The organism is Desulfosporosinus sp. (assembly GCF_014237355.1).
Taxonomy (GTDB): Bacteria; Bacillota; Desulfitobacteriia; order Desulfitobacteriales; family Desulfitobacteriaceae; genus Desulfosporosinus.
In genome coordinates this window covers 15,090-32,528 of the sequence record NZ_JABZFS010000092.1, presented here as the reverse complement: position 1 = coordinate 32,528, position 17,439 = coordinate 15,090, and the positions used below count along the sequence as shown (strand labels likewise).

The window sequence follows — 17,439 nt, the reverse complement described above, 5'->3', positions numbered from 1 at the left end:
CTCCGTATAGATCCCCAGTCAATCCCCCCAATAAGGCGGAAATTCTGTAGGCCATTAAGGTGATGATCAAGGCTGTTACTCCACAGGCCAGCGGCCCGGCTAGGCCGACAAGGAAAAAGGAAAGTCCGCCAATCACTCCACCGCTAAGAAGAAAGGGGAGCCATTGGGAGGATTCATGAAATCCTTTGCCGAGCCCTTGGGAGCGAGCATAGGGAAAACCGATAACTCCAATTTGAAAGACCCAGCGCGAGAGCATGGGCATCACAATAAGGAAGGCTAACGTTGAAGGGGTTAGACTAGCTAGTAATGTGAATTTCAGGAGTAGTAAGCCGACGAGAGCCATGGAGGCGTGGGCTCCAACACGGCTGTCCTTCATTATTTCCAGGATCCTCTCTGGGCTACGAGCGGATAATAATCCATCCATACTATCCATAAACCCATCCAGATGGATCCCTCCTGTAAGCATTAATTCTGCTCCCAACAGGAGGGCACCTAAAATTAAAGGGGGGTAATAAGGAATTAAGACTTTAGCCAAAAGCCAGAGGAGCAGGCCAATAACAAGGCCCACGAGGGGGTAAAAACGATAACTCCTGGTAAATTCCTCTGCCGTAACATCTTTAGGAATTGGCAAAGGAATTCGCGTGAAAAAGGTTAGAGCAATAAGAAATCCACGCATCATAGTTCACTCTCAAAGAGGGAATTGAGCAATTTCACGCCGGAAGGCTTTAGATCTATAGGGTATCCTGCCACGACCATATAGACAGAATCAGCTTGGCGTGCCAGAATCTGATTACTTCGTCCGGCTAAATCTCGATAGGCACGGGCTAGAAGATTTTCAGGGACGATACCTTGACCTACTTCATTAGTGACAAAAATGACCTTAGGCTTAATTTCTTGGGCAAGTTGGGAAATCTCGTTCACCTTAGCTAATATTTCAGGTTCTACATAGTTGTAGATATAAGAAGAAAGTTGACGGTCGGAGGATGCAGATGGATCCGCTGGGTTCGACTGTTCAGCATATCTTGCTTCTCCAGCTAAAAGAAGATTAGTAAGCCAGAGGGTGACACAATCCAGGAGGATAACTCCCTCCTCGTCTTTAAGATGAGTTAAAGTATCATGAATGTTCAAGGGTTCCTCGATGAGCCGCCAAGAAGAGGGACGCTGTTCTTGGTGTTTTTTTACACGTATAGCCATTTCCCCGTCCCAGATTTGTGCGGTAGCAATATAGATAACCGGACGTTTAGCGTGGGCGGCAAGACGTTCGGCAAAGGTACTTTTGCCACTACGGGCACCACCAGTAATAAGTGTGAATTGTGACATAACGTTCTTCGACTCTCCTTGTGTAGTGAGTGAAATCGTTTCAACTAAAGGTAAAGGATGGCGTTGAACGAGCTCACTAAGTTATTCGGATTTTTCACTGACACCAGCATCAGCGAAAGTGGCCATTTCCTCAAGAATGTGCAGAGCGGATTCAACAATGTAAAAGGTTATGGCTGCTCCGGTTCCTTCGCCAAGTCGCATATCCAAGTTAAGTATAGGATCAAGACCTAAACCTGCTAGGGCATTGCGATGACCAATTTCGACGGAGCCATGAGAGGGAATCATATAGGCCACGCTTTTTGGGGCAAGTTTCGCTGCGATGAGTGCGCCGGCAGTTGAGATAAACCCATCAATCACAAAGGGAACATGACTGGCAGCAGCTTGGAGGATTGAACCGGCGATTGCTGCGATTTCGAGGCCTCCTACCTTGGCTAGAACATCTAGGGCGTCCGTCTTATCCGGCTGATTAACTTCAATGGCTTTTTCAATGGCACGGCGTTTTCTGATGACTCCTGCGTCATCAATTCCCGTTCCGCGTCCTACCACATCTTCAATAGCAGAATCTGTCAAGATAGAGACAATTGCAGAACTAGGAGTAGTATTACCGATACCAAGTTCACCTGTGGCAAAGAGGTTATATCCTTCGCGGATCTTTTCTTCAGCGACCTCCGCACCAACCAGTAGAGCTTCTAACGCTTCACGACGGGTCATAGCAGGGCCTTTAGTCATGTTCTTAGTTCCGTTGGCCACACGTTTGTGATTAATGTTTCCTTCTATGGGGAAGGCAATACCAACATCCGTTAAAAAAACCTCGGCCTTTGCTTGACGAGAAAGGACATTGATAGCGGCGCCGCCATTCATGATATTATACGCCATCTGAGGAGTTACTTCCTGGGGAAAGGCACTTACCCCTTCTTCGACGACCCCATGATCTCCTGCCATTAATAGGACGGCTTTCTTTTCAATTTTTGGCTTTGAGGTTCGTTGGATCCCGCCGAGCTGCTTAGCAAGATGTTCTAATTGACCTAAGCTTCCTTGAGGTTTAGTGAGAGAATCTAAGCGTACTTGGATCTGGGACATGGCTTCTTCGTCAAGATCTAAGATGTTTGAAGTAAGGTTTTGTAATTGAGCATAGAGTTGTTCTTCTGTTAAGTTTTTCATAGTGGTTCCTCCTCTTATAATAGCTTAATTTTAAAAATAAAAATCCCGACCACAAAAAAATCTGTGGTCGGGACTTTACCGTCATCACCGAATGCTCTCCAAACAGAGGAAAGACTTAACATCTTAGGCAGGTCTCCTGGCTATCGATTCATTGCATAAATCGTCACCTTCCCAGCACTAAGCCAGTGGTCACGAAGCTCCTCGAATACAGTGGTGGGTCCGCGTCGGTTTAGCTGCTGCTACCGAACTTCCCTATTCTCCCCAAAGGGGCACCTAAAATGAAGATATTTATTTGCTTTAGAATAACACAAGTTTTTTCGAATCTCAAGGAGTATTTGTGAGAATGTTAAGAGAATAGTTATTGTAATCGTTACAAGACATTTTTACAAGCGTGTTTCCTTCGTATATAATGGTAGCTATTAGTAGTATTCTATCCAATTTCTTCGAAGTTTAAGGTTTGATACTGAATGAGGTATAAGTTAATTTATGAGCTATGAATAGGGGGAACATGTGTGTTTGAGGGCGATATACTCGTAGCTGGAGCAGATCCAGGGTTTGGTGCAATAAAACTTGATACGGGAGATAAGAAGGTATTATTTCCAGCGGTAATTTGTAAGGGGAATGAACGGATTTTTTCAACCCTTGGCAATACTCTAATTCATAAAGGATCTGACATAGAAACTCAGATTGCATCTCTAGACGTATTGGTCAAAAATAACTCTACCGGCGTAGAGAAGCATTATTTTATGGGCAGCTTAGCTGAGAGCTTAAATCCAAATGAAGCTCATTATTGCTGGGATGAGGATAAATCCTCAGATGAAGAGGCTACAGCTTTACTGGTGGTTGCCTTAGCTCTCGCTCAACAAACGCCTAAAACTAATGTGTATCTTGGCACGGGTGTTCCAGTTAAGTATTTTGCCAGTTTGAAGGACAAGTATGAAGCAGAGTTAAAGGGATCTTTTTCAGTATCCTTTCGTTCCGGTCCCATGGAAGGAATGACTCGCCAGCTTAATATCCTACGTTCTCGAGTTCTTCCGCAAAGTTATGGTGTCTTTATTAAAGAAACCCTCAATGAATATGGAATTCCAACAAGCCCTAAGTTGTTTGGTGGGTATGTGGTGGTCATAGACCCGGGCTTCCGAACGACAGATATTGCGACGTTTTATGATGGTGTTATGCTTGATCCACCTAACTCCTTTAGTATCGAAAAAGGGTTAAAATGGGCGTATATCGGCGTGGCCGAAAAGCTGAAAGAATTGACAAGTAATCACGCCAATCCAATTGAAACAGATGATAAAGAACTAGATAAGATTTTTAGAGTTAATGGCGGGCTATATCCATGGAATAATGGTACCATTAACCTTAATCCAATTATGCAAAGTATGCTTACCCAACTAGGGACAGACATCACTCGTGAAGTAAAAAAGGCCCTAAAACCAATGCTTGGTAAGTTGCATACAGTGCTTGTTGCCGGAAAAGTCGGAGAAATGGTTTATGAGCACATTCAGATGGAAAACAAGATATTGATCGATGATCCACAGTTCGGAAATGCTATAGGATTTCGAATCATGGCTTCAACTCTGGTCAATAACATTACCAATAAGCCGAACACTTCAGCATGATAAGCGCTCAGCCTTTATTTATTCCGTTGTATTTTGATGAAACCGAGGCGGATCTTTGGCTGGCATTACAACGGGTTGAGCCGGAGAAAAGGAGTGCTTTGATTAAAGAGACTTTAAGACAGGCACTATTGGAAACTAATCCGGAAGAAGGTCTAAGGCTACCTCAGGATAAAGTGTCGGAGGTTAGTCCAGAGATCCAGGATGCCTGTAATTATCTTCAAAGTGAAACACAAGTTGAAGAAGTCCTTGAAACCATTGATACAGAGACAGAAACCTTTTCCTTAGACGATTTATTTACTCAGACGGACGCCCGCCAAGTTGATGGGGAACCAGTTCTTGTTCCAGAGTCCGAAAAGGTCCAATCAATAGGGGGGTTTGAGTATATGATGAAGTATATTATTGGAACGGAAGACGATGAAAATGTTCTAAAGGTTCTAAACCAATCGTCAGCAGTTGGCAGACGAGGGGCGAAATAATAGAAATATGTGACAAGAAGTCGAAACTTCTAGGAACGTAAGATAAGAAGTTAAAGAAATACCTTTGATATAAGTGATAAAAGTGATGTATAATTATTATCTAACATTAGTACAAATACAATAAATAGACATAAGAGAATTTGGTTTTCAGATATTAAAAGGAGGAGAAAAATCATAGACGGTCTGCTCTGGAGTGGCATAAAGGTTTTAATTGCTTTCTTGTTAGTCGGATTAAACGGTCTTTTCGTAGCTGCTGAATTTTCCATGGTTAAAGTACGTAAAACGCGTTTAGCAGAACTCGCAGAGAATGGTTCCCGTAGAGCAAAAAGTGCACTTGATGTCACCTCGCAACTCGATGCATACCTTTCAGCCTGTCAACTGGGGATTACGCTTGCTTCTTTAGGTTTAGGTTGGCTTGGGGAACCGGCGATTGCGGCCCTAATCGAACCGTTGTTTGCTGGAATAGCCGGTTGGAACACTATTTATACTCACACTATTTCAATAGCAATAGCTTTTTCAATCATCTCATTATTGCACATTGTTTTAGGTGAGCTTGTCCCCAAATCTTTAGCAATTCAAAAGGCAGAGAGTACTGCGCTTGCTACTGCTGGTTTTTTAAAAGGTTTTTATTGGATTTGTTACCCGATTATTCGATCCCTGAATAGCTTAGCGAACCTTGTATTACGTATTTGGGGAATTGAACCTGCCAATGAAGCTGATTTATCCCATAGTGAGGAAGAATTGCGAATGTTAGTCGATGCCAGTCAGAAGCATGGCTATTTGGATAAGTTTGAAGGGAAATTGTTAGATAACGTCTTTGAATTTTCGGATCGTAACGCTAGTGAAGTCATGGTACCTCGTCAAGATATGGTGTGTATCTTCATTCAGGACACCTTTGAGGAGATCCTGGAAGTAGTGAAAGAACATGGGCATACGCGCTATCCCCTATGTGATGATGATAAAGATCATGTCCTGGGCTTAGTTCATATGCGGGACATTTTTCGTTTGCAGGAGCAGTCAGGTTCAAAGGATATAATTCAAATCAAACGGGATATCCTTGCCGTTCCTGAGGGTATGCCTATTTCTCATCTGGTCCAGAGAATGCGAAGTCAAAGAACTCATATGGCGGTAGTTGTGGATGAATTCGGTGGATCAGCGGGACTGGTCACCCTTGAAGATATGCTGGAAGAATTGGTCGGAGAAATATATGATGAATTTGAGATGGAACAACCTCCGATACAGAAACTTGCCGAAAGTGAATACGTGCTTAATGGACGCGTATTGATGGAGGAAGTTTCTGAAATGCTAGATATACAATTAGAAGAAGAAACCGTCTCTACTATTGGGGGATATGTGTTTTCCAGATTAGGGCGCAAGCCTGTCAAAGGGGATGTGGTTTATTTCGATGGCTTCCATTTCGAGGTAATGGAGGTTATGGGCTTTAGAATTACTAAGGTTATAGTTAAGAGAAAGGAACAAGAACCTAAAGCCGATGAAAAAACAGAAGTACACAAAGCAGGTTAGTATGTTAACTTAATAAGCAATCCGTCGAGAATTAATGGGTGAATAATTATGACCGGATCTATAAACACTAAAACAAAAAAGGATAGCTTGGTAATGATCCAAGGTCAAAGGAGGATACAAAGTCATCGACGGACTGCTTTGGAGTGTCATAATGATTTTAATTGCATTCTTGTTGGTTGGGCTAAATGGACTTTTTGTAGCTGCTGAATTTTCCCTGGTTAAAGTACGTAAGACGCGTTTGGCAGAACTTGCGGAAAATGGATCCTCAAGAGCACAAACTGCCCTAGATGTTACCTCCCATTTGGATGCATACCTTTCTGCCTGTCAGCTAGGGATTACGCTCTCTTCTTTGGGCCTAGGTTGGATTGGTGAACCAGCGATTGCAACCCTAATTGAACCGTTGTTCGCTGGGATCGCAGGTTGGAGTACAATTTACACCCATACTATTGCTATCACTATCGCCTTTTCAATTATCTCGCTGTTACACATCGTTTTAGGTGAGCTTGTCCCTAAGTCACTTGCTATTCAAAAATCAGAAAGCACAGCCCTTGCTACAGCAGGGTTTTTAAAAGCCTTTTACTGGATCTGTTATCCAGTTATTCGTTCCCTTAATGGCTTAGCGAATCTTGTATTGCGTATCTGGAGAATTGAACCAGCCAATGAGGCCGACTTATCTCATAGCGAAGAAGAACTACGAATGTTAGTCGATGCTAGTCAAAAGCATGGCTATTTGGATAAATTAGAAGGTAAACTGTTAGATAACGTCTTTGAGTTTTCGGATCGTAATGCCAGTGAAGTGATGGTGCCTCGTCAAGATATGGTGTGTATCTTTCTTCAGGACACGTTTGAGGAGATTCTCGCTGTTGTTAAGGAAAATGGACATACGCGTTACTTGCTGTGTGATGATGATAAAGATAATGTCTTGGGCTTAGTTCATATGAGGGACATTCTTCGGCTGCAAGAACAGCCCGGGGAGAAGGATATTAATGAGATTAGGCGGGATGTTCTTGCAGTTCCTGAGGGCATGCCGATTTCTCATCTTGTCCAGAGAATGCGAAGTCAGCATACCCATATGGCTGTTGTGGTGGATGAGTTCGGTGGGTCAGCGGGGCTGATTACCATCGAAGATATGTTAGAAGAACTAGTCGGAGAAATTTATGATGAATTTGAGTTGGAACAACCGTCCGTTCAGAAGCTGTCTGAAAATGAATATGTGCTTAACGGACGTGTTTTAATGGAAGAAGTTTCAGAAATGTTGAATATACAATTAGAAGAAGAAACGGTTTCTACAATTGGGGGATATATCTTTTCGAGATTAGGACGCAAACCTCTCAAAGGGGATGTGATTTATTTTGATGGTATTAAGTTTGAAGTTATGGAGGTTAAGGGCTTTAGAATCACCAAAATAAAAATTCTGAGAAAGCCCCTCCAAGAGAACGCCAGTGAGTAGTAAGCCAATAATTAGTGGACACTAGCGGCGGCGAAGGAGATAGGCTCCCCCACCGGCTAAGTGAATTATTGTTCTTAAAGGAAACGAACTTTATTTTGTTCCAACCAGAAATTGGCTTGAACAAGATAGGCAAAAAGCTGTGGAACGTCCATTAATTGACCAAACCATGGACGGCCTGAAGGGATAGTATCGGAGAGTTTCATTAGATCTTCAATAGCGGGGAGATTCAGGAAGGGAAGAATTGGAGAGTTCTTGTCTTCCAAGATTTCTCTCAGCCATGTGCGAACAGCCAATAGATAACTGGGGTGATGGGTTTTAGGATAAGGGCTTTTGCGACGCCAAAGTACATCGTCGGGTAAGACCCCGGTGAGAGCTCGTCGCAGGAGTCCCTTTTCTCTACCTTCGAGTGCTTTCATTTCCCAAGGGATATTCCAGGCATATTCGACTAGGCGATGGTCACAGAAGGGAACACGTACCTCTAAACCGGTGGCCATGGTCATACGATCTTTGCGATCGAGAAGAGTTGGCATGAAACGAGTTAAGGTTAAATAGGTAATCTCACGGATGCGGGCTTGACGTTGAAGATTTCCTTTGACGGTCCGACTGTCTTGATGGACAGTGGAAGAACCAGACAGCTTAGGGATTTCAGCAAGAGCCTCTTCGTACCGTTCTTTCAAGTAGTTATGGGGTTCGAGACGCTCTATAAGCTCTGGTGACAGCACTTCAAGTCGATTTTCTACATTAAGAGCCCAAGGAAAGGTCTGAGCCTCAAGGGAGTCTTGGCGATGAAACCAAGGGTATCCGCCAAACACTTCATCGGCGCATTCGCCGGATAAACCAACGGTTATCTTCTTTTTGATTTCACGGGAAAAGAGTAATAACGAGGCATCCACATCAGCCATTCCAGGAAGATCCCGAGCAAGTGTTGAGTCTTGGAGTGCTTGCACAAGTTCAGGAATATTAAATTTACAGTTCGTATGCTGAGTCCCAAAGGTTTGAGACATTCGTTCAATCCAAGGTCCATCTGCTCCAGGCTGAAAGGCATTAGGATGAAAATATTTATCATTCTCATCATAGTCTACTGAAAAGGTGGGCAGAGGTCCTTTTCCGTTTTCAGCAAGGAATTGGGCAGCTATGGCAGTAATAGCACTAGAGTCTAACCCTCCAGAGAGAAGGGTTCCGATGGGGACATCTGAAACCAACTGCCTCTGAACTGTATCGAGAAAAAGCTCGCGAATCGTTTCAATCGTCGTCTTCAAATCATCTTCATGAAGGTTATTAGGTAAGGACCAATACCTGCGGATGTGCAGTCCGTTGGCAGAATATAAAAGAACATGCCCAGGTTTTAATTCGGAAATCCCCTCGAAAATACCTACTCCAGGACTGCGAGCCGGACCCACGAGGAATACCTCCGACAAGCCTTCCTTGCTGATGATGGGTGCAATATCGGGGTGCTTTAATAAAGCTTTGAGCTCGGAAGCAAAAACAATTGAACCGGTTTTTTCACTATAAAAGAGCGGCTTAACCCCTAAGCGATCCCGGGCAACGAATAACTGCTGTTCTTTGCTGTCCCAAATTCCAAAGGCGAAAATTCCGTTCAAGCGATCGACACAGGAGGGACCCCATTCTAAATAGGACAAAAGTACGGCCTCTGTATCTGAATGCCCTTCGAAATTATAACCGCGACTTAGGAGTTCTTGCCGAATCTCTGATGTGTTATAGAGTTCGCCATTATAGATGAGGGTATACGTATGTTCACCACGCCGGCGAATCATAGGTTGGCGGCCTCCTAGAGGATCAACGACCACCAGTCGTCTATGTCCGAAAGCGGCTCGGGGAGAAAGCCAATATCCTTCTGCATCTGGACCTCGAGGTATTAGGGTATTCGTCATTTTAATTAAAACCTCTTTTTGAAGAGTTAGATCATGTGCCCAATTTACCATGCCAACAATACCACACATTATAAGTCCTCCTTTAGTTTGGTAAAGATAATCATTATCAATTAACTATAGTGCAATCTATGTTTGTAAAGGGCTAAAGGTTACAGTATTTACGATGAATTCTCACGAGCATAGTAGAAATGGAAAAAGGACGGGTAACTGGCATTTAGCCAATATTAAATGAGCAGCATTATCGAGTATCGCTTGTAAGGAGGAGTACTATGTTTATTATTGACCGATTTGAAAATGAATGGGCTATTGTTGAAACACAAAATCGTACCAACTTTAATTTACCCCGGAGTGTTTTGCCAGCTGATCTAAAAGAGGGGGATGTCATTGACATCCAGGTCAGTATTAATACAGAAGCAACGAAACAGCGTTCGAAAAAGGTTAAAAGCCTATTGGATAACTTTTTCGATGAGTGAATAAGGAAGGGGCCTATACGAATTGTCATATCGCATAAAGTGGTTGATCTTACCTATTATCATCTTCTCATTAATTCTATCTGGATGTGGTAAAACGCAAACAACGACTCCTGAAATTGTTGCTGAAACTCCTACTAGAACCACTGAAGTATTAAAAGTCCATTTCCTGGATGTCGGTCAGGCAGATAGTACTCTCTTAGTGACTCCTAGCGGTGATTCGATTCTTATAGATGGCGGAAATAATGAGGACGGACCTGAAATTGTAAGCTATCTGAGATCACAAGGAGTCAAAGAACTTTCAGCAATCGTCGCAACCCATCCTCATGAAGATCATATAGGAGGGTTAGATTTAGTCATTCAAAGCATACCGACTAAAACCGTCTACATGCCAAATGCTGACTCAAACACCCGAACGTTTGAAGATTTTATTGCTGCTGTCAAGGCCAGCGGTGCAAAAAAGGTTCAGGCCAAGGTAGGGGTCGGACTAAACGTTTCTGAGCTTACAGGGGTATTTCTGGCACCTAATAGTAGCAGTTATGAAGAGCTAAATAATTACAGTGCAGTCCTAAAAGTCACCTATGGTAAAGTATCCTTTCTTTTCGAGGGGGATGCCGAAGATATTTCTGAAGCAGAAATGCTGAAGAGTGGGCAAGATTTAAAAGCAACTGTTCTTAAAGTAGGTCACCATGGAAGTAATAGTTCAACCACCAGCGCATTTTTGAGGGCCGTATCTCCAAAGCACGCCATTATTTCTGTGGGTGCTGATAATGAATATGGTCATCCAACCCCTACAATTTTAGATCGGATCGCTCAGGCTGGAATTACAACCTATAGAACGGACAAATCAGGAACAATAGTAGTTACGACCAATGGAGAAACGATAGAATTTGATAAGAAGGCATCAATTCAGCAGAATGCTCCAGCCACCGATTCAACGTCAACTCCTGAATCTAAGGTAGTACCAGTGCCTGAATCTGCATTAAGTCCAACGCCTTCTTCTGCTACTTCTAAGAGTTCAGTTGAATTATCAAATATAGATCTGCGAGGGGAAGTAGTGACCATAACTAATCCTAGTCGTACAGATGTCGATCTAACGGGATGGAAATTAGTGAGTGAAGTTGGAAATCAAACATTTATTTTTCCATCCGGTACAACTTTGACTGCAGGTGGGTCAATCAAAATTGTCAGTGGAGAAAAAGCGCGGGCAGGAGTGGGTACCCTAGTTTGGACTCAATCAAATATCTGGAACAATAATGGCGATCCCGGAGCGCTTTACGATGCTCAAGGGCAGTTAACAGCTACAAGATAGTGAAACAGGGGGACAGGTGCATTGTTTCGCTAAAATGAAACAGTGTGCCCAAAACAAAAGGAACAGGTGCTGTTTCGTTGAAACATAGCACTTGTCCCCCGTTCCCCGTTTTCCTATTTGCTTAAATGCGTCAGGTCTCTATTCATCGCTTCAAATACTTCCAAAACAAGGGGACAGGTGAACTGTTTCGTTAATACGAAACAGTTCACCTGTCCTTTGTTTTGTTAAAAATTGTGTTACAATATGGTAAATCATACTTATTTAAGAAAAGGAGCGATTTTAATGAAGGTCATGGATGTCATGCAAACAAATGTCATAACCATTCGATCGGATATGGAGATTAAGGAGATAGCCAGGACGTTGTATGATAATCGAATTTCCGGGGTACCAGTGATTGATTCAGATGGTAATTTAGTAGGAATCGTTACTGAGGGAGACTTGTTACATAAAGAAACGTCTCCCCAGATACCTGGAGTAATTGGAATTTTGGGAGCACTCATTTATTACAACGGTGTGAAACAATACGAATCCGATTTAAAAAAGTTAATTGCATCTCAAGCCTCGGAGATTATGACTGCGAATGTTGTGATAATCAATAAAGAGGCCAGTATAGAAGAGGCAGCATCGCTAATGGTAAGTAAAAAAATAAAGCGATTGCCTGTTTTAGAAGATGGGAAGATCATTGGCATAGTATCTCGAATGGATATTATAAAAACCTTAATCGAAGATTAAGGTTACGGAAACAGGGGGACAGGTACGCTGTTTCATTAAAACGAAACAGTTCACCTGTCCCCCTGTTTTTTGTTTAAACGGGAATGACAGCTGCTACATAGACTCGTTGTGCCAGTTCGTTATCAATCATAAAGAGTCCCGCTCCATCTCCTTTTATGAGTTTCAGTTTATTTAGAACGCGGCTAACATTTTCCTCTTCTTCAGCCTGCTCAGTGATAAACCATTGGAGAAAAATTTCCGTTGTGTGATCTCTAACCTCTCGAGCGATGTCCATGAGGGAGTAAATTGATTGTGTGACAGCTTGCTCATGATTTAATGTCAATTCGAAAACTTCTTGAGGACTTGAAAATTCAGTTTGAGGTTTTTGAATCTCTGAGAATGCTAATTTTCCGCCGATCTTACTTATATAATTAAAAAAGCCTAGAGCATGATCACGTTCTTCTTGAACCTGCACGCGGTAGAAATTAGCAAATCCATCGAGATTGATTGACGAGAAATAAGCTTGCATTGAAAGGTAAAAATAGGCTGAGTATAGTTCCTTATTTACTTGATCGTTAAGAGCTTTGATCATTTTTTCATTGTTCAAATGTACCACCTGCCTTTTTTATACCAATATAATAAGCCGGTGCTACCACCGTTGCTAGAGTCTTCGATGTCAGCCAAGCTTCTTTATTAGGGTGACCAATGTAACGTTATATATACATCGTTGAAAACGGGGGACAGGTTCGCTGTTTCGTTTTAACGAAACAGCGAACCTGTCCCCCCGTTTTGCCCCTGTTTAAGGCTCTCGTTTATTACCTTCGAAGGCTTTACTGCTAATTTCTTCAAAAATGTTATTTGCTTTATCTTGATTCTGATTTTGCTGAGTTTCCATGCTAACTCCAATGGCCTGCTTGATTTGTGATAGTTCAGCCATCAGTGTCGTAAAATCTTCTTTTGTTAAGGGCTTTTTAGTTTCTTTTAGTTCATACCCCAGTTGCCCACTTATTTCAATCGTCGCATACTTAACATCTTCTATTGAAGATACTCCTACTTGTCTTAAACGAGTTTCAAGTTTATCAATTGACATTCTGAGCTTTTTCAAATTATTTATGTGTGGGTTGCCATTTTTAATAACAATGACTGCTTTGCCCGTAAAAAGGGTTTCCAAAATATCGACCTTAATTGCTAGATATTCAGTCATTATCATTAATATACTCAACAATGCTGCTACTGCGAAAGTGATAAAGAGCCCTCTCCCGGCTACAGGTTGAATCAACAATGATCCCAATCCTATCATAACAATCGTTTGAGATATGGTCATTTGTGAAATGGATTTTCTTCCACCTAACCTTAAGATAAATGTACCAATAAAGAATATAAGTATTGCTTGCCAAATCCAACTTAATTCCATCTTTTCCGCTCCTTAATAATTGTATTTAATCCAATTAACAAATCGAAACGCTGAATAAGTTTGAGATGTAAGTTAGGATACCCCTAATAATGGAACCTAAACCACCAACATAACAAAACAGGGGGACAGGTGTAACGAAACAGTGCACCTGTCCCCCTGTTTTCCCCCTGTTTTCTGGATATTTATTATAAAGATATGAAAAAATAGCAGGGGAGAAAAGAAAACATAAGGAGACGAAAATGAGTGTAATTGAAATAAATCATTTGACTAAGTACTACGGTAAGGAGCGAGGGATTATTGATATTAACTTCGACGTTGAGGAAAAAGAAATCTTTGGATTTATCGGACCTAACGGTGCAGGTAAGTCCACCACTCTGCGCACGTTATTAGGCCTGATCTACCCTACTAGTGGAAGCGCTAAACTATTTGGGAAAGACTGTATAAAGTATGGGCCAGAACTTAAAAGGGAAATTGGCTACTTGCCGTCAGAAGTTTTTTACTATGACAAAATGAAAGTGATCGATCTATTAAACTATTCCGCCAGTTTCTATAAAAAAGATTGCAGCAAACGGATTAAAGACCTAGCTGGAATCATGGACCTTAATCTCAATAAAAAGATTGACGATTTATCCTTCGGCAATAAGAAGAAAGTAGGAATTGTTCAAGGACTACTTCATGAGCCGAAACTGATTATCCTTGATGAACCTACAAGTGGCTTGGATCCTCTGATGCAGCAAAGGTTTTTCGAACTTCTACAGGAGGAAAATAGAAAAGGGGCTACCATTCTGTTTTCATCTCATATTCTGGGTGAGGTTCAAAGAATGTGTGATCGTGTGGCCATTATCAAAGAAGGTAAAATCATACAACTAGATAAGATCAGTGCGTTACAAGAAAGTAATTATAAAAAGATTAAAGTGCAGACATCGGGGAGCTTAGATCAGAATTACTTTAATATCCGTGGAGTAAGCAATTTAGAGGTTAAGCAGCATATTGTAAGTTTTTTGTTCAGAGGAAACATTAATTCCATCATGAAAAAGATCTCAGAGACAGACATCGCCAACCTCTGGGTGGAGGAACCCGATCTTGAAGAAATCTTCTTGCACTTCTATGAAAAGGAGTCCTAAACCATGAATATGTTTCTGCATGAATTAAAAGCTTATAAGAAATTCACTGCCATATGGATAATAACCTTGGTAGGGTTGGTTGTTCTTTTTCTTTCTATGTTTCCCACTATTTCTAGAGAAGCGGAAGAATTTAAACGGATAATGCAGGGATTTCCTGAGTCTATTAGACTGGCCTTAGGGCTATCAGTGGAGAATATCGGTTCAATTTTAGGTTACTATTCCTATATTTTTCTGTATATTTCGTTGTTCGGAGCAATTCAGGCAATGATCATTGGTGTATCCATTCTGTCCAAAGAAGTACGTCAAAAAACAGCCGATTTTCTTTTAACCAAACCGGTAACTCGTTCTCAAATTGTAACTGCAAAGCTTCTTGCAGCGTTAAGCTCCCTAGTGATCACCAATATCGCTTATTTGGGAGCTGCAACCGTAATGGCCTCACTAGTTGAGACGAAAGAGTATAGTACTCGTCTATTCTTGTTGCTTTCAATGACCTTATTCTTTTTACAGCTTATATTCTTGGCTTTGGGTATGATCGTTTCTGTATTGGTCCCTAAGATCAAATCCGTCCTTTCCATCTCTCTCGGTATAGTATTCGCCTTCTTTATCCTTGGAGCCTTGATTTCGACGACGAGGGACCATGCTTTGCGTTATCTGACGCCCTTTAAATATTTCGATTTTGCCTATATAATACAACATTCTAGCTATGAATCCTCCTTTATAGCAGCAGCTATAGGTTTTATTGCAATAGCGATTACAGCGAGTTATATAATCTATTCTAAGAGAGATATACATGCAGTGTGATGAGAAAAGGGGACACATTGGAAAGCAATAGCTAAATTTAAGGCAGGAATGTTCCGAAATAATTTGGGGGTAGTATATGAATGTATTTATGAGAGAGATGAAAGCTAATAGAAAAGCCCTTATCCTGTGGTGTATTGGTGTTTTCCTAATGATCGCAAGTAGTATGGGTAAATATGCTGGCCTATCAGCGTCAGGCCAATCGGTCACTGACTTAATGGCGCAAATGCCACAGTCCCTAAAGGCAATAATGGGTATGGGAACCTTCGATTTATCTACAGTCAGTGGTTATTATGGATTGCTCTTTATTTACTTGGCAATGATGGCTGGGATTCACGCTACCCTGCTTGGGGCAAGTATAATATCTAAGGAAGAACGGGACAAAACCTCAGAGTTTTTGTTTGTAAAACCTATTTCCAGGAGTAAAATCGTAACCTTGAAACTAATTGCAGCCCTCGTCAATCTATTAATCCTTAATCTTGTAACGCTTGTTTCGTCAATTCTTCTAGTACAGAACTATAGCCAAGGAGAAGGGATCATAGGGGATATTACAAGGTTGATGCTGGGTATGTTTATTTTACAGTTAATTTTTTTGTTTATTGGCACAGCCTTAGCCGGGGTCAGTAAGCAGCCAAAAACAGCTCAATCTTATGCCACAGGAATACTGCTATTTACATTGATGCTTTCTTTTGCCATAGATTTGAACGAGAGGATAACCGTTCTTAAATATTTAACACCGTTCAAGTATTTTGAAGCGAAAAATCTTATGGACACTAGGGGTTTTGAACCAGTCTATCTGATCTTATCGGGTCTGATTATTGCAGTACTTATTAAGGTGACCTACATTTTTTATGAGAAAAGAGATCTGAATGTATAGAGTTTTAGAGAACTACCACAATACCGCTGTTTCGTTAACGAAACAGTGTACCTGTCCCCCTGTTTTGCCGAATAGTAAAAAGCTTAGAAATGCGCTTGACGCATTCCTAAGCTTTTGCGATTAGGAAAGTAGTTATTGTTGGTCTAATTGCTGACTATGTCCATCCAGCCGAACTCATCGGGGACGATGCCATTTTGAACACCTGTAACGTAGTCGAAAAGTCTTTGTGAGAATTCACCGGTTTGGTTATGGTTAATGACCATTTTTCGTCCTTTCCAGGAAAGCTCACCGACCGGGGATATGACGGCAGCTGTCCCAGTTCCAAATACTTCTTCGAGCTCTCCTTTGGCATGTGCTTCATATACTTCAACAATGGAAATTTGGCGCTCAGTTGTTTTAAAGCCCCAATTCCGAGCTAGTTCTAGTACGGTTTGCCGGGTAATTCCACCTAAGATGCTGCCGTTCAGTTCTGGCGTAATAATTTCACCATTGATTTTAAAGAAGATGTTCATGGTTCCAACTTCTTCAACGTATTCTCGGTGGACTGCATCCAACCATAAGACTTGGTCAAAACCTTCTTTATAAGCCTCAGCTTGAGCGGGTAGGCTCATGGCATAATTAGCTGGGGTTTTGGCTTGGCCTAGTCCGCCTTTCGTCGCGCGAACATATTTATCTTCCACTTTAATGCTTACGGGATTAAAACCGTGGGCGTAGTAGGCGCCAACTGGAGATAGGATTATAAAAAGTTTATAAGTGCTAGCTACCTTAACTCCAATGAAGCCATCAGTAGAAATGATAAATGGTCTGATATAAAGTGACGTACCTGGCGTGCTCGGGACCCAATCTTTTTCTAAGTCCAATAATTTGAACAGACCTGCTTGGACTTCATCGACGTCAATTGGGGGTATGCAAAGATGACCTGCTGATCGGTTGAAGCGATTCAGATAATGCTTAGTTCTAAAGACCGCAATCTGATTGTTCGACCCTCTGAAAGCTTTCATCCCTTCAAAGATTGCCTGCCCATAATGGAATACGATTGTAGCAGGGACAAAGGCAAATTCACCATATGGAACAATACGTGGCGAATGCCAGCCTTTGCCTGTTTCATAGTCCATTACAAACATATGATCTGTAAAAATTTGTCCAAAACCTAGTTGCTTATCAGTGGGTAAGACTCCAATCTTGTCTACCTTGGTTACGGTAATATCAGTCATACTATTGCCTCCAAAACTCTATTAAGTACCTATTCTTCAATAATAATCCTTGAAAGACAGTTGTTCAAGACTTA

General features: G+C 41.7%; 17 protein-coding genes and 1 riboswitch. Of the genes, 10 read left to right on the top strand and 7 right to left on the bottom strand.

Translation table 11 applies throughout. From position 1 onward, the window contains the following. The 3 genes from cobS to cobT form a co-directional block, all read right to left on the bottom strand. Nucleotides 1-676 (bottom strand): adenosylcobinamide-GDP ribazoletransferase (gene cobS, locus HGJ98_RS22265; protein WP_291354147.1); only part of this gene is annotated, 676 nt, incomplete at its 3' end. Continuing rightward, nucleotides 676-1,320, bottom strand: a complete 645-nt coding sequence (gene cobU / locus HGJ98_RS22260) for a bifunctional adenosylcobinamide kinase/adenosylcobinamide-phosphate guanylyltransferase (RefSeq protein WP_291354145.1) — start codon at nt 1,318-1,320, stop codon at nt 676-678. The genes cobU and cobS, both read right to left, overlap by 1 nt. A gap of 81 nt (nt 1,321-1,401) precedes the next feature. Further along, complete coding sequence (cobT, locus tag HGJ98_RS22255) at nt 1,402-2,481, bottom strand: nicotinate-nucleotide--dimethylbenzimidazole phosphoribosyltransferase (protein WP_291354143.1); 1,080 nt, start codon at nt 2,479-2,481, stop codon at nt 1,402-1,404. A 108-nt stretch (nt 2,482-2,589) separates the two neighbouring features. Next, nucleotides 2,590-2,773: riboswitch (cobalamin riboswitch) on the bottom strand. Between the two features lie 220 nt (nt 2,774-2,993). On the opposite strand from cobT, the gene HGJ98_RS22250 reads away from it, so the two are divergent. From HGJ98_RS22250 to HGJ98_RS22235, 4 genes are all read left to right on the top strand, one after another. Further along, on the top strand, nt 2,994-4,103 hold the full coding sequence (locus tag HGJ98_RS22250; protein ID WP_291354141.1) for a ParM/StbA family protein: 1,110 nt from the start codon (nt 2,994-2,996) through the stop codon (nt 4,101-4,103). 26 nt (nt 4,104-4,129) lie between these two features. Beyond that, complete coding sequence (locus HGJ98_RS22245; RefSeq protein WP_291354139.1) at nt 4,130-4,579, top strand: hypothetical protein; 450 nt, start codon at nt 4,130-4,132, stop codon at nt 4,577-4,579. Nucleotides 4,580-4,798: 219 nt separating this feature from the next. Further along, nucleotides 4,799-6,103, top strand: coding sequence for a hemolysin family protein (locus HGJ98_RS22240; RefSeq protein ID WP_291354137.1), 1,305 nt, complete (start codon nt 4,799-4,801; stop codon nt 6,101-6,103). Between the two features lie 151 nt (nt 6,104-6,254). After that, nucleotides 6,255-7,553: a hemolysin family protein gene (locus HGJ98_RS22235; protein ID WP_291354136.1), complete on the top strand. Its 1,299-nt coding sequence runs from the start codon at nt 6,255-6,257 to the stop codon at nt 7,551-7,553. A 74-nt stretch (nt 7,554-7,627) separates the two neighbouring features. Here HGJ98_RS22235 and asnB read toward each other — a convergent pair whose 3' ends face one another. Further along, nucleotides 7,628-9,514: an asparagine synthase (glutamine-hydrolyzing) gene (asnB, locus tag HGJ98_RS22230; RefSeq protein WP_291354134.1), complete on the bottom strand. Its 1,887-nt coding sequence runs from the start codon at nt 9,512-9,514 to the stop codon at nt 7,628-7,630. A 200-nt stretch (nt 9,515-9,714) separates the two neighbouring features. On the opposite strand from asnB, the gene HGJ98_RS22225 reads away from it, so the two are divergent. From HGJ98_RS22225 to HGJ98_RS22215, 3 genes are all read left to right on the top strand, one after another. Further along, nucleotides 9,715-9,918, top strand: coding sequence for a DUF3006 domain-containing protein (locus tag HGJ98_RS22225; RefSeq protein WP_291354132.1), 204 nt, complete (start codon nt 9,715-9,717; stop codon nt 9,916-9,918). A 22-nt stretch (nt 9,919-9,940) separates the two neighbouring features. Continuing rightward, complete coding sequence (locus tag HGJ98_RS22220) at nt 9,941-11,227, top strand: MBL fold metallo-hydrolase (protein WP_291354130.1); 1,287 nt, start codon at nt 9,941-9,943, stop codon at nt 11,225-11,227. Between the two features lie 282 nt (nt 11,228-11,509). Further along, entirely contained in the window at nt 11,510-11,959 is a 450-nt protein-coding gene (locus HGJ98_RS22215; RefSeq protein ID WP_291354128.1) for a CBS domain-containing protein, read from the top strand. A gap of 73 nt (nt 11,960-12,032) precedes the next feature. On the opposite strand, the gene HGJ98_RS22210 is transcribed toward HGJ98_RS22215, so the two are convergent. Next, nucleotides 12,033-12,545, bottom strand: coding sequence for a ferritin (locus HGJ98_RS22210; RefSeq protein WP_291354126.1), 513 nt, complete (start codon nt 12,543-12,545; stop codon nt 12,033-12,035). Between the two features lie 192 nt (nt 12,546-12,737). Then, nucleotides 12,738-13,352: a DUF421 domain-containing protein gene (locus HGJ98_RS22205; RefSeq protein WP_291354124.1), complete on the bottom strand. Its 615-nt coding sequence runs from the start codon at nt 13,350-13,352 to the stop codon at nt 12,738-12,740. A gap of 239 nt (nt 13,353-13,591) precedes the next feature. On the opposite strand from HGJ98_RS22205, the gene HGJ98_RS22200 reads away from it, so the two are divergent. From HGJ98_RS22200 to HGJ98_RS22190, 3 genes are all read left to right on the top strand, one after another. Beyond that, entirely contained in the window at nt 13,592-14,476 is an 885-nt protein-coding gene (locus HGJ98_RS22200; RefSeq protein WP_291354122.1) for an ABC transporter ATP-binding protein, read from the top strand. A 3-nt stretch (nt 14,477-14,479) separates the two neighbouring features. Beyond that, nucleotides 14,480-15,277, top strand: coding sequence for an ABC transporter permease subunit (locus HGJ98_RS22195; protein ID WP_291354120.1), 798 nt, complete (start codon nt 14,480-14,482; stop codon nt 15,275-15,277). 76 nt (nt 15,278-15,353) lie between these two features. Next, nucleotides 15,354-16,151, top strand: coding sequence for an ABC transporter permease subunit (locus tag HGJ98_RS22190; protein ID WP_291354118.1), 798 nt, complete (start codon nt 15,354-15,356; stop codon nt 16,149-16,151). A gap of 143 nt (nt 16,152-16,294) precedes the next feature. On the opposite strand, the gene HGJ98_RS22185 is transcribed toward HGJ98_RS22190, so the two are convergent. Continuing rightward, the gene (locus HGJ98_RS22185) at nt 16,295-17,365 is read right to left on the bottom strand and encodes a branched-chain amino acid aminotransferase (RefSeq protein WP_291354116.1); all 1,071 of its coding nucleotides are present in this window, start codon (nt 17,363-17,365) and stop codon (nt 16,295-16,297) included. Nucleotides 17,366-17,439 lie beyond the last annotated feature (74 nt).

Bases quoted from the DNA above. Each gene is read 5' to 3' on its own strand.
- cobT (WP_291354143.1), bottom strand. From the start codon at position 2,481: ATGAAAAACTTAACAGAAGAACAACTCTATGCTCAATTACAAAACCTT.
- HGJ98_RS22195 (WP_291354120.1), top strand. From the start codon at position 14,480: ATGAATATGTTTCTGCATGAATTAAAAGCTTATAAGAAATTCACTGCC.
- asnB (WP_291354134.1), bottom strand. From the start codon at position 9,514: ATGTGTGGTATTGTTGGCATGGTAAATTGGGCACATGATCTAACTCTT.
- HGJ98_RS22190 (WP_291354118.1), top strand. From the start codon at position 15,354: ATGAATGTATTTATGAGAGAGATGAAAGCTAATAGAAAAGCCCTTATC.
- cobU (WP_291354145.1), bottom strand. From the start codon at position 1,320: ATGTCACAATTCACACTTATTACTGGTGGTGCCCGTAGTGGCAAAAGT.
- HGJ98_RS22205 (WP_291354124.1), bottom strand. From the start codon at position 13,352: ATGGAATTAAGTTGGATTTGGCAAGCAATACTTATATTCTTTATTGGT.
- HGJ98_RS22200 (WP_291354122.1), top strand. From the start codon at position 13,592: ATGAGTGTAATTGAAATAAATCATTTGACTAAGTACTACGGTAAGGAG.
- HGJ98_RS22235 (WP_291354136.1), top strand. From the start codon at position 6,255: ATGATTTTAATTGCATTCTTGTTGGTTGGGCTAAATGGACTTTTTGTA.
- HGJ98_RS22215 (WP_291354128.1), top strand. From the start codon at position 11,510: ATGAAGGTCATGGATGTCATGCAAACAAATGTCATAACCATTCGATCG.
- HGJ98_RS22185 (WP_291354116.1), bottom strand. From the start codon at position 17,365: ATGACTGATATTACCGTAACCAAGGTAGACAAGATTGGAGTCTTACCC.
- HGJ98_RS22225 (WP_291354132.1), top strand. From the start codon at position 9,715: ATGTTTATTATTGACCGATTTGAAAATGAATGGGCTATTGTTGAAACA.